We start from the raw sequence: 12,058 nt of genomic DNA, 5'->3' as shown, positions 1-12,058 counted from the left end.
CATGTGGTCTGGCTACGCGGCGTGCCGGCGGCGGCTATCGGGGGCAAGCGGAGCCTCGCGGTTCAGCGGCGTGCGCTGCTGGCCCTGGGCCTTCTCGCAGAGCCGCTCCCAGGCCGGGATCGACTCGTGGCTCAACACCGCCCCGACCAGATCAAACCAGCCCCGCACGATGGCGTAGGCCGTGATCGGCATCCGCGCCTGGCTGATCTGCTCGAACGGCTCGTCGGCCACCAAGATCAGATCCCAGGCCCAACCGTTCGCCCGCTCCTTGATGATCACACGCATCGGCGGCTCCTTCGCGATAGGGCGCTGCTTCATGCATGATCGCCCGCTGGCGCAACCGCAGCAGCACCAGCGTCCGGCGGCACATCGGGCGGCAGCCCCGCACGACACGCACGGCAGGGTGCCGTGCCGGTCACTGGCGGAATCCGCCAGTGTGGCCAGCGCTGGTTCTGCCATCGCCGCCCGTCCAGCGATGTCCTAGTGCCGAGGGCCACCCCAGATCGGGGCATCGCTCGCAACATCCAGAGACGCATGCTGCACACCTGAGAGCGAGGGGGGGGCGCATGCGCCCCCCCCCTCGCCCGTCTCGGTCGTCGCGTGGCGGTCGCATCGGTCGTCGCCTTGCCTGTCGCGTCCATGTCGGCTGCACGTCGGATAGCCCGTCGCTTTGCCCGTCGCATAGCGGTCGTTTTCCTGTCGTTTTCGCGTCGTTTCCACTTCCTAGACACCGGGGCGCGGGGCGCTCTGGCGCGGCGTTCCGGCAGACATTCTTAGAGGGTTTTCACCCCCCTCCCCGGCGTTCGCCTCACCCATGTCTCGTGGAGATCGGCCTCGCCGGATCGTTCCGGCGGCGGCGCTCGGGCGCTCGCGTGGGGAGCAAGGACTCGCGTTGCGGGATCAGCGAAGCGCAGTGAGCGGGCGACGATCATCCGGCGAGACACACACATCAAGCGAAGGCCGACGCGAGCGACGGGAGCACGGACAGGAGGGTGGAGCACGAAGCCTGCGTAGTGCGGAACCCGAGTGGCCGGGCGACCAGAGGGAAGCGGAGCGCCGGAGCGAGGTGAGGGTCGTGGTGTAGGGTGTGATGTCGTTCTCCCTACGGGAAGTCGGCGCGCTCAGTCGAGGAAACGTGTCACCAGCTCGGTCGGCTGCGGCTGGATAGGCACATCACCAGGAACGGTCTCCTGCTCTATCTGCAACTCCTGCCCGGAGCTGTTCTGGCTCATCGCAAACGACATGGATTCGCGCCGTTCCAGATCGCGGAGCGGGCTGTCCACTACGAGCTGCTCCCCCACGAAGTCATCAGCGCGCTGCTGGTGGTGCAGGCGACGGATCGCCTGCTCGCCCAGGACCCGCGCCGAGGAATGCGGCGAAGGGGAGCCGCTTTCCTCCTCGCCCGCAAGCGTATCACCGTCGCCCAGCTTCACACGGCGATCAGCACCCAGATCTGGCTGGTGACCAACTACGCCCGCTACGCGATCCGGCCTGACCTTGGCGAGCTGCTCAGCGCCCAGGGGAGCATCAGTGAGGGGTAACTCCACGAGGAGCGCACCCGCTACGTGCAGGACTTCTTCAGCCTATGCTCGGCGCAGTGGGATGCGACGGTGGGAGGCATTTCACCTGCGCAATGACGCTGTCAGATTTCACACGACGTGGGCCTTCTTTCACGCGATTTTGCCCGGCGTGTCCTGGTGCCGTTCATCCGCGAACAGGCTGTCCGGCTGTCCCATGTCGCGTGAAAGAAGGCCCACGTCGTCGCATAGTCACGATGAGCACTGTCCCGGCCCGCTGTGCGGCCCCAGGAGCAGCGAGCCGTCCCTTCTGTCGTCTCTTCCGACTAAGCCACGTCAGCGGCCCGCGCATGTAGTCATTGGGCGCGGTATGGGGCGAAGGGCAACGGCACTCGTCGGTACGGCACTCGTCGGCCCACTGGCGGAATCCGCCAGTGACGGTTCTGATGTAGGTTTTTTATTATGCGGTGTTCTGCTGCGATATCGTGCATTGGGTATGGTCGCTCCAGGGTCAATCGTCTCCGTCCAGGGTTCGAGATGAACCGAGCAGCGGGGAGTGTGCCCGTCGTGATCAAGGTCGTGACGATGAGGATCGTCACGCGCCGAACGCAACGCAACAGGCGTGGGTGCGAGCGCTGAGTCGGACGTGTGGCAGCAGCAGTACATCCAGCCTCCTGGTCGGTCGTCTCAGCGAGCCCAGCCACGCTGATAGCCCAGAGGGTGATCACCCGGCTATGCCATCTGGGGTTCTCGTGCGGCACGGCCTGAACCAGGAGAACAAAATGTTTACACTGACTCCATGCCCCTCGCTAAAACCCGCCCCAGAACGCGAGGTGCATGAGCTACCCAGGGGGGGCGACAAAATGCGCTCAAATTTAATTTCCATGCAAATTAAATTTGGGGTCGCCTTTAACGATATTGGTTTAATTTATACAATAAAATACTTGTAGAAATGGAATTTGAATATGAGTAATAAGAAACTGCTGCGCGAGAGGGTATCACGCGACACGATCATCGAGCCGGATAATGTGTAAAGACTTTCTGGGATCGTCTGCCTGTACTCAAGGAAGCCCGCAGAGGGCGTGGACACTCTATGTAAGACCGTGCAAAATCAAGCGCTTCACCAAGCAGCGTTCTGGAGTGGTGCGATCCAACCTAGCGCGATAAAATGAAAAACTGCGTAAGAGGTCTTCCAGACGCCATTACAGGACTACGTGTCATGATCCTAATGCGTGCTTCATCAGCGTGGCGACCCAAGCGAGGAATACGTATGTTCTTTATCTGGTCTTGGCAAGGCGTGCTCCTCCGTGGTGAATCTCGCAGGTCGAAGGCTCTTGACGGACCAACATCGGTGAATTATAATATTTTTATTGCTTACACAAACGAAAGGAGGGTTGGGGATTGCCAGAACGGACGGAGAGAGATGAGGTCGGGCAGGTTGGTAGATCCGGGGTCTGGGTGAACGATCAGTCCAGGATTTTTCGTGAGGCAGTCACTCGGCACCCGCAGGCGTTGGCCGAACTGTCGCCAGCGCAGCATCAACGGTACTGGGGTGGTTTTATCCCCCGTCCAGTGCGCTGGCTACTCCGCCATCCTGATCTCCTGATCACAATGGGTGAGATGGTCAGGGCGCAGCAGGCGATGAGGGATGGCGCGGAGGACAGGGTGGAGCTACATCGATGATGATCAGGGGAACGACAACGTTCAGACGCACACAGCCCGCCCTGCCAGGCGGACTGAGTGATCGCAACGGACAGGGCGCAATAGGCATTGCACCCTATTGTATAACATTGATGATTCCGCGTCAATACGCGGAAAATGAGAAAATTGCCATGCATCGACGCATACACCCCCACCCCCATCCAATCCCACACGCCGCCGTACGATCCGTGCCGATCCTCGGGGGGCAGTGATGACGATGAGCGCGCCCTCTGCCGATGCCGTGGGGGAAACAACACCCACCGACATTTCTCATCAGAATGCGATTTCTCGCACTGTACAACCGACAGCGAATGGCAGCAGACGACATGAAACTGCACAGGAAATTACACATCAGAGTGTAATTTTTAGCTCATCCCCAGAACACTCGCTCTCCGACACCGAGCGTCAAATTCATGCGCTACATGGACTCGGCGACGGCTGGGTGTCGGTCTGGTACTGCGAGGGCGATCCCTCAGCAAAGGACGCCCAACTTTTCCAGTTCTCCTGGCATCACGCTACGCAATGGAGGGAAATCGTCCGCGATATTGAGCGCTGCGCCGCACGCTATGGCGATGTGTATGTCTCGTTGACGCAGCACACTGAGCCACGGCGTCAGGAGAAAACAGCCTATGCCTGTCTGTGGCTCTGGATCGACGACATCAAAAATCTCGATCTTATCCGCGACGCCGCGCTGGTGCTCGAAACAACACCTGGTAATTATCAGGTGTTGTTTCGGCTCAGCCGCCCCCTGACCGCTGCTGAGCGGCGTGTACTCCAGCGGCGTGGCCGGGTTGCTCTCGGGGGCGATCCCGCCAGCAGTGACCCCGTGAAACCGATCCGGGTCGCCGGTGGGTACAACACGAAGGCCCAACAGGGCGAGCGCAACGAACAGAATCATCAGGTACGGCTCGTCTGGCTCAACGGCAATGAGATCACCCCTGAGGAGCTGTCGGCGCGCTGGCCCGAGGTTGCTGGGGGTCTGGATGGAGGTGAACTCACCGACATCCCAGAGGGGCTCGTTGAGGTGGCACTCGGCAATATCGACGCCCATCGTCAGCGCGCTCGACAGACCGTCCGACCGCAGAGCATTGCGGCGCGGACGCTGAAAGATCCTGGTAGCGCCCCGACGCCCTCTGAGGCGCGCTACCGCGTCATCTATGGGCTGGCGAGTGTCGGGTTCCTCGATCACGAGATCGCCGCCCTCATTGTGTACTGGACGAAAGCCGGGACATTGCCATGCGGTAAACAGCGCACGATACAGAGCCTCCTCAATGATGTCGCGCGCTGCATCTCAAAGGCCCTCCCACAAATCCAGGCGAAGCTGGCAGACAAAGGGCGTGAACTCCAGCGCCGTCCGACGGGCGGTGGCTATACGCAAACCAGCACGCCGCTACGGCAGCCACGGGTAAAGGCTGGGCTCCAGCACCTCGCCTCGGATGCATACCTCACATGGCTACACAACCATGCTGCTGGGGGTGCGGTCGCGATGACCGTGAGTCAGATTGTGACGGCTCTGGCCGGGGATGGCATCAGCGTCTCGCGTACGACGATTGAACGGCGTGAGCGAGAACTGACGGATGCCGGGCATCTTCAGCGCCAGCATGGTCGGCTAATACTGACTGGGGCTGACGCGCCGAAGTCCGTCATCATCCCACACGACCCCCCAGCAAAATCCTTCATCATCCTGCACGAAGGCGATAATGACGGTACGAGAATTTCCCGTCAGGATGAGGAATTTGGAAGTTCCTTCACCTCTATAGAGACACAATCCCCCCTACAGTATCTCTATAGGATCGAGTCTCTACCTGCATCTGACGGAGTTCGCGCGCAGAGCATGCCAGTTGACCTGGGGGGAGTTGTGTCTCTACCGGCTGCGGCTAACGGAGTCCAGGCGCAGGGCACGCCAGTTGACCTGGGGGGAGTTGTGTCTCTACCGGCTGCGGCTAACGGAGTCCAAGCGCAGGGCACGCCAGTTGACCTGGGGGGGGTTGTGTCTCTACCGGCTGTGGCTGGCTCGATACCGGCTGTTGCAGCATCGCCTGCTCCTGATGCGCTGCCGCCCGGATGCATGTTTGCGCAGTGCGACTATGCCGGGTATCGCTCACGCTACGGGGTGTACTGGACGGTGAGCGGGCCAGATGGATACCTAGAGGACGTGTACGAAACCAGGGAGAGCGCGGCGTTTTGGGCGCGGCGTCGGTGGAACAGTCCGCCTGCGCCGGTTTCCCTGCCCACTGCTGAGCAGCCTGACGACGAAATCGTCGTCACTGCGGTTTCCGCCAATAGTGAGCTTCCGACCGGCGCTGCTGTTGCCGGAACTGCGCCGGTTTCCCTGCCCGCTGCTGAGCAGCCTGATGAGGATCTTGTCGTCACTGCCGTTGCTGGCGATGCTGCTGTTGCCGGAACTGCGCCGGTAGTCGTGCCCGCTCCTGAGCAGCCTGACGGGGCTCCGGCAGACGCCAACCTGTATGTCGAATACGGCACCCTGGCGGGTGAGCCTGACGCGATGGGTGAGGTTTCCTGGATGAACCTGATGGCTCAGTTTGCCCCCATCGGTGAACTGCTTGACCCTGGCGCTGTCGCCGCGTGGATGGTAAACGGCATCTGCGAGGTGCCTGCTGAGGATCTGCCGACAAGCGAGTGCGTGAACGACGACGAGGTGGTGATTGCCGCTGATGATGCCCGTATCTTCGCCTCTCGTGCCCCACACGTTGCCCGCCAACCATGCTACGATGCCAGCCCTGCTTCGTTGATCGCGCAGGAAGCCCCAGGAGCGATGGAACAGACCATACCTGCGCTCGTCATCCGTGACGCTATCGCCGCGCAGAAGTCCGTATCGCACGTCGCAGGATGCAGGGCAGTGGTTTACGAAGGCGGCGCGAGCTACGACCCTAACCGGCGGGTGGAACTTGGGGACGCGCGCCTGCGCGGGAAGCTGAAAATTGGCTCAGTGGTGATGAGCTTTTCCGGGCCATGTATGCCCGGTTGGACGAGTTGGCCGCTACCGCGCCTCCGCTCACGCCTGTGTCGCAGGTGTCTGCGCCCGATCCTGCGCCCGATCCTGCGCCCGAGCGCATCAAAGGCCCGCCGTGTGATGTGGCGAAGCGCAGCTTGTACTTCATTCTCACAGGCAAGGTTCGGCGTGGTGCGGCCACCGAAAAGCAGAGACGACACCTTTCCACCCTGAGCGAGTGGTACAGCCCAGCGGAATACGCAGCCATGTTTCCTGCGAAGGGCAATGCTAATGGTGCGCAGACGGTGTCGATGGGTACGGTACCCAGTGTTACGCAGCGCGGCTTAGCGGAGTACGATGCCGACTATTACGTCGTTGGCTGTCAGGGCTGGGGCTGCTGGCTGTCAGGGCTAGGCAGGACTGGGAACTACTGGCTGGGCAGGGTGCTATCAGGGCATTTCTCTGGATTTGATCACGCTGGTTGTCGTGCGAGGCGTGGTGCTCATCTTCTCGTTCCGGGCCGGTATGTAGGTGGGAGTTCAGCCTTTATAAAATCAACGCAGCGTGTTGGCTGGGGCTGGGGCTGGGGCTGTCCGGCCTGTTGTGCTATGGCCAGTGTCTATCGTAGCTGGACGAGGCAGTGTGTGTGGTTGGCGCATATCGAACGGGTTGCACAACATGGTAATCCCCTGATCGCTGGCGGATTCCGACAGTACTTGTGCTCGTGCTTGTTCCTCAGCGCCCAGCCCCAGCCCCAGCCCCAGCTGCTCCACTGGCGGAATCCGCCAGTCACATCCCCATCATCCGCATGGCCACGAGCAGCCCAATGATCACGACGACCGGCAACAGACATCCCATGCCGCCCTGTGCGGGCTGCGGCTCCGCGACTACATCGATGATCTGCGGCTGCGTGGGCCGTGCGGGCAGCAGCGTCCGCAGCATGCACGTGCGGGTATCCGCAACGAGGCGTCGATAGCCGCAAGGCCGAGTCGTGAAGTTGAAGGAAAACGAACATGATATTGACAGGAAACGGCTGGTCTGCTACGATTCTGGGGCAGATTCAACGAACCGCAATGACGAGCAATGATCAGCAACGAACGATAACGAATAGCAACGAAACAAAACCGAGGCATACGGAAATGACAGTACTGCGCTCACTCGAAGATTATCGGAATCTCCAATGCCTGGGCGTGGAAGAGTTTGCAACCCAGCTTGGGGTCTCGACAGGTACGTACTACCGGATGCTTGAGCGGAAAGATGTGCATCCCTCGACGAAGCGGCGGGTCGCAGCCGTGCTGCACACGCCACCGTTTCTGATTGCGGAGTTCTTTCCTCAGCCGAGCCAGACCCTGCGTGACGCCGTCGATGCGATCATCGAGCGCGCGGATCAGCAGGGTTGGCGGGTGGTTGACCCAGAGACTCTAGAGCCAACGGGCGAGCGACTGACGCGGTCAGGAGTACAGGACAGGTAAATGCGCATCGCTTTTAGCGACGAGGCATTCGCACAGCTCCAGGAGCTTGCTCCTGAGCAGCGAACAAGTGTGACCAATCTGATCCGGGCCGTGAAGAACAATCCCGATGGTGGGTGGTTCTGGTACAAGCGCCCCCAAGGCGAGATCATCCGCATCGCCCCAGGGATGCACGCAAACCTCGCCTATCTCGTCTCTTGGGAGGTCGCGGGGGGAACGATCCTCATTATCGCGATCATCACAATCCCGTTTCCGTCACAGACAGATTATGAGGAGAAGACCAAGCCATAGCTCCGCTCCGCCCCGGTGCTGATAGCAGTGGACAATGACCCTGCGGCACAATCCTGAACCAGAGCTTCAGGTTGAGCGCACAACAGCCCCAGCCCCAGCCCTGAATACTTCCCCATATACGTGGATATCGCCGCGCACCTACTGCACATCCACGTCCTAAACAGCAAACGGGCACTGACGGATTCCGCCAGTGCCCGTATTCGCTCCAATTCCCCCAGCCCCAGCCCCAGCCCACTGACGGAATCCGCCAGTGGCCCGTACTCGCTCCTCAGCGCCCCAGCCTAAGCAGGCTGCCATGCTCGGTGCCAAACAGGCGCTACCATGCGTGTGCCCTGGATCACAGGGCCTAGTGGTGGGAGTCGCTTGATGAATAATCACATCCTGGTCGTTCTGCTATCGGTGCTGGTTATCGGCATCGCGCTCGCCAGCCGGGCGTGGTCATGTCGCCGCGCCGCTGATCTGCTGGCGGGCTGGACGACGGCCAGCGGCTACGTCCTGCTCCAGTCCGAGCCGCGCTATGTTCGCGCCGGCCCCTACTTCTGGCGCCACAGGCGCGGGCAGATGATCTATTACGTCGCCGTCGCGGATCAGCAGGGCATCCGCCGCGCTGGCTATGTGCAGCTTGGCGGCTGGTTCATGGGCCTGTTGAGCAATCAGGTAGATGTGTCCTGGGATTCCGCTCGCTGACGCCGCACACCCGTTCCTATTGCGCTGCGCGGCGATGAACCGTACCATAGCCACAGTTGGCTTTCCGAACAGCCAAATTTGATAAAGGACAAGGTGCGGCGCATGGCCGACCCCAACGATAAAAACGAGCCTGTTGACCCGCTGACTGTCGGCGAGCTGATCTCGCTCCAGCAGGCGGCGGAGTATGCGGGGCTTGCTAAAGGCTCTTTGCTGGTATACGCCAAAAGTGGCCGTCTTAAAGCTAAAAAGATTGGCTCACAATGGGTTACTACTCGTGCCTCTATCGATGAATATCTCTCCTCGCGCAGCCTCGAAAACATCCCCAAGAAATTTCGCGACCGCTCTTGACAGTATTGACGAACTCAGATACTATATGAGATGAAATGACGCGGCTGGAAGAGGGGGTTGGAGCCCTCAACCAGCCGCTGACCCCACACCTGAGTAGGCAGGCGTGAGGCTGGGCGCGATTGTAACAGATCGCAGCGATCCCAGCCCACCCCGCAGCAGCGGTGGGGGCTGTATGTCCGGCGCCATCATTTCCGCCGGGCAGCCAACGCTCTATGGCCTCGTAGAGCAACCTGGAGGATCGCCGTGAGATCACAGCTATATCCCCTGCCTCGCGGCATCCTCCGCTCAAGGGATTGTCGCGATGTCTGTCCTTCCCCCACGCACCCGCAGCCGCCCGGCTGCCGGGCAGTTCGAAGTTCCCCTGGAACCCTTTGCCTTTGCGCATCTGCTCCAGAACCGTCCAGACCTCGGCGCGAGCATTCTGATCAATTTGAGTCCCCGCAACATTCAGGCACAGGCGACGGCGCACGCTGCGCTCGATGAGCGTACCTCACCTATTGAGGTGTTAACTGGCTGGCAGCGGATCATCAATACCTACTACCCAACGGCCATCGGCCCAGATGTGGTCTGCGGGTGTGTGATCGACCCGCAAACCCTGGCGGAGGCGGACATCGACACGGCCCGCATGCTCGTTGGCGCACTATCGCCGAGGCAGCGTGTACAGCAAGCTATCACCCAGGCAGCGATCCTCGCTGAAATCGGCTACCCGACCAGCGCCGAGGAGATCCTGCGTAGCTGGGAATGCGCTGCGTCCGAGGCACCCGATGCTACCGCGTAAGCGAAAGCGCCCCCCGCGCCGCCCACGAAAACCACCTCGTAATCCGCACGGGCCGAATGACGGGCGACGGCGACGGCGGCGCGTACTGGTGTCGGGGTGACATGTGCCACCACTGCTACGGTTCCAGGTTATCACCCCCGGCGGGAAGCAACACATCGTGAACTGCTATCCGCCGGGGGCGCTCAATCACGCATTTTCGGACGACCCGGCTGCGGCCTGGGCGCTGCTCGCCGAGCTGACTCCAGCGGCTATTGTGGTTCAGCGGCAGGCATGCGCCCAGCACGCAGCCTACTATCCCACCGCCACGGCCTGGTGGGATGTCAGCATCGAGCCGGACGATCTCGACTGCGAATACAACCCCTACCCGCCCGATCTTTCATAACCTTGGAGCAGAGACCTCATGAGCAATATGCTTGACGCGACCATCAGCATTCAGGGCACCCGTCCGCTACTCTGGCATGGCTTCACCCCCGACGCCATTCCCCTCACCAAACAGGAGCGCTCGGGCGTGGCGGGCAACGACCCGACCGAGTGGCACCGCACCGTGTTCCTCACCGCGCAGCGGCAGCCCTACCTTCCCGCCACCTACCTCTTCGGGGCGCTCAAGGAGGCCGCGAAATTCACCAAGCGCGGGCGTGGCTCCATCCAATCAATGCTCGTTTCCACCCTCATGGTGCGCGACGAGCGGGTTCTTGTCGGCAATCAGCCCCTGCCCGACCCCCTCACCACGGACCCCACGCAGGCGTTCTACCTCGATGTCCGGAGTGTTCGTAACCCCGTAACCAAGGGGCGCAATGTGCGATATCGAGTCGCGGCCGCCACCGGATGGACGCTCACCTTCGCGATCACCTGGGATAAGACCGTCGTTAGTCGCAGCGAGATGGAGGCTGTCGTGCTCGACGCCGGTCGCCTCGCCGGGGTGGGCAGTGGCCGCCAGATCGGGTTTGGCCGATTTGCACTGGAGTCCTTTGTGCTCGCAGATGCACCCTGACACATGGCATGGCGAGGCGAGGCAACGCACGGTCAGGCGAGGCATGGTAAGGCGAGGCAAGGCCAGGCGAGGCATGGCATGGCATCGATGCGGCGGGCGGAATTCATCATTCCGCCCGCCGCCAGAGGGCACACTGATGAAGCGACGACGACGACTCCCCCCCGCAATCTGGGCAAAACGTCGGCAAGAAACGTGGAGGCGCGATGAAGGTCGCTGCTGCGGCCCCTATTGCGGCGATGCGCCAGCCCTACCGCTGGAGGTCGCCCACATTGACCATATCGTCCCGCTCTCAAAGGGCGGCACAAACGACATGGCCAACCTACGCACCCTCTGCCGGCGCTGCCATGTCTTGAGAGCTGACATCGCCCATCAGGGCATGATCGCTGCCGCCCTGCGCGACGGCATCATTCCCGCCGACTGGCGTCCGCTCGTCTGGGAGGGCTAACCACTGTGGATGAGCTGATTGAGACATACGGTTTTTTGCGAGCCATGCTGGAGGACGCCGTGGCCACATGGCCCGATACCGTCAATCAGGAGACCCGCATGGCCATCCAGGTGTATCTGCGCACGCACTGCCGAAGCTGTGGGATGGTCATCCCTGAGCCGCTGCGCCGACGTAGTGCGACCCAGTGCTCGTGGTGCGCGCAGCCGCCCCGCGCGGCGATCCGACGCCGGCTCGATGAGGGCGACGACGATGACCAGGTGCCGTTCTGAGGCCGCCTGGGACGCGCCCAGGCAGCCCGCCGACCGTGGCGGCAGTCCAGCCGCCTGATGAGGAGTACCCCATGTTCAAGGCAATTATTACCATGATGGACGTGCCCACCGCAATGGGCCTGCTCGCCCCGCGCGTGCGCCAGCTCTCACGCGGCGGCGCACTGCTGATCTTCTCCTGCCTGCTGCTCATCCTCGGCCCGCTGGCCTACCTCTGGTGGCGCTACGACCTCAGCTCCACATGGTTCTGGTTCGCCGACCTGATCGGCGACGGTAGCGCCGCCAAAGCCGAGGTCGGCGCGGCCGCCACCAAAGCCGGGGCCGACGACGCCACCGCCGGGCTCATCCTGCTCCTGTTCGGCCTCGGCTTCACCCTGTTGCCCTCTGCCGTCCAGATCGGCCTGACCCGCTTTATCTCCGTGCCCGCGCTCGGCTTCCTGGTCAAAGTGAGCTTGGGCTTCGACCTGATCACTGACTGGCCCGCGCTCTGGCAGATCGCCGCCCGCAACCCCTGGTACGACAGCGCCTTCGGCTGGTGGCCGCTGGCCGGGCTGGCCCGCCTGCTCGCCACCGCGCTCGGCACCGTCATTGTCTCGGTGGTCATTCAATCGG

General features: G+C 61.9%; 14 protein-coding genes. 11 read left to right on the top strand and 3 right to left on the bottom strand.

The features are described 5' to 3' along the window. Positions 1–12: 12 nt before the first annotated feature. Both K2Z83_RS22815 and K2Z83_RS22810 read right to left on the bottom strand, forming a co-directional pair. Complete coding sequence (locus K2Z83_RS22815) at positions 13–285, bottom strand: hypothetical protein (protein ID WP_220597479.1); 273 nt, start codon at positions 283–285, stop codon at positions 13–15. A gap of 836 nt (positions 286–1,121) precedes the next feature. Beyond that, positions 1,122–1,433 (bottom strand): hypothetical protein, encoded by a 312-nt coding sequence (locus K2Z83_RS22810; RefSeq protein WP_220597478.1) that lies wholly within the window; start codon positions 1,431–1,433, stop codon positions 1,122–1,124. Between the two features lie 1,996 nt (positions 1,434–3,429). Here K2Z83_RS22810 and K2Z83_RS22805 point away from each other — a divergent pair. Beyond that, a complete protein-coding gene (locus K2Z83_RS22805; RefSeq protein WP_220597477.1) occupies positions 3,430–6,405 on the top strand; it encodes a DNA-primase RepB domain-containing protein in 2,976 nt (991 codons plus the stop codon). A gap of 555 nt (positions 6,406–6,960) precedes the next feature. On the opposite strand, the gene K2Z83_RS22800 is transcribed toward K2Z83_RS22805, so the two are convergent. Continuing rightward, on the bottom strand, positions 6,961–7,113 hold the full coding sequence (locus K2Z83_RS22800; protein WP_220597476.1) for a hypothetical protein: 153 nt from the start codon (positions 7,111–7,113) through the stop codon (positions 6,961–6,963). A gap of 71 nt (positions 7,114–7,184) precedes the next feature. Between K2Z83_RS22800 and K2Z83_RS22795 the strand changes: the two genes are divergently transcribed. The 10 genes from K2Z83_RS22795 to K2Z83_RS22750 all read left to right on the top strand — a co-directional run. After that, positions 7,185–7,643, top strand: coding sequence for a hypothetical protein (locus K2Z83_RS22795; RefSeq protein WP_220597475.1), 459 nt, complete (start codon positions 7,185–7,187; stop codon positions 7,641–7,643). Beyond that, positions 7,644–7,931 carry a hypothetical protein gene (locus K2Z83_RS22790; RefSeq protein WP_220597474.1) on the top strand — a complete coding sequence of 96 codons (288 nt, stop codon included), beginning with the start codon at positions 7,644–7,646 and terminating at the stop codon, positions 7,929–7,931. 366 nt (positions 7,932–8,297) lie between these two features. Beyond that, positions 8,298–8,618: a hypothetical protein gene (locus tag K2Z83_RS22785; protein ID WP_220597473.1), complete on the top strand. Its 321-nt coding sequence runs from the start codon at positions 8,298–8,300 to the stop codon at positions 8,616–8,618. Positions 8,619–8,720: 102 nt separating this feature from the next. Next, positions 8,721–8,966 carry a helix-turn-helix domain-containing protein gene (locus tag K2Z83_RS22780; protein WP_220597472.1) on the top strand — a complete coding sequence of 82 codons (246 nt, stop codon included), beginning with the start codon at positions 8,721–8,723 and terminating at the stop codon, positions 8,964–8,966. A 301-nt stretch (positions 8,967–9,267) separates the two neighbouring features. Then, on the top strand, positions 9,268–9,744 hold the full coding sequence (locus K2Z83_RS22775) for a hypothetical protein (RefSeq protein WP_220597471.1): 477 nt from the start codon (positions 9,268–9,270) through the stop codon (positions 9,742–9,744). A gap of 157 nt (positions 9,745–9,901) precedes the next feature. Further along, positions 9,902–10,126 (top strand): hypothetical protein, encoded by a 225-nt coding sequence (locus K2Z83_RS22770; protein ID WP_220597470.1) that lies wholly within the window; start codon positions 9,902–9,904, stop codon positions 10,124–10,126. Between the two features lie 18 nt (positions 10,127–10,144). Beyond that, positions 10,145–10,735, top strand: coding sequence for a hypothetical protein (locus K2Z83_RS22765; RefSeq protein ID WP_220597469.1), 591 nt, complete (start codon positions 10,145–10,147; stop codon positions 10,733–10,735). Beyond that, positions 10,725–11,180 (top strand): HNH endonuclease, encoded by a 456-nt coding sequence (locus K2Z83_RS22760; RefSeq protein ID WP_370650265.1) that lies wholly within the window; start codon positions 10,725–10,727, stop codon positions 11,178–11,180. Before K2Z83_RS22765 ends, K2Z83_RS22760 begins: the two co-directional genes overlap by 11 nt. Before the next feature lie 5 nt (positions 11,181–11,185). Beyond that, a complete protein-coding gene (locus K2Z83_RS22755; protein WP_220597467.1) occupies positions 11,186–11,449 on the top strand; it encodes a hypothetical protein in 264 nt (87 codons plus the stop codon). A 71-nt stretch (positions 11,450–11,520) separates the two neighbouring features. After that, positions 11,521–12,058 (top strand): hypothetical protein (locus tag K2Z83_RS22750; RefSeq protein WP_220597466.1); only part of this gene is annotated, 538 nt, incomplete at its 3' end.

The sequence above is a fragment of the Oscillochloris sp. ZM17-4 genome (genome assembly GCF_019599295.1).
Lineage (GTDB): Bacteria > Chloroflexota > Chloroflexia > Chloroflexales > Chloroflexaceae > Oscillochloris.
The sequence above is the reverse complement of the archived record's forward strand: the minus strand, read 5'-3'. Positions and strand labels throughout refer to the sequence as shown.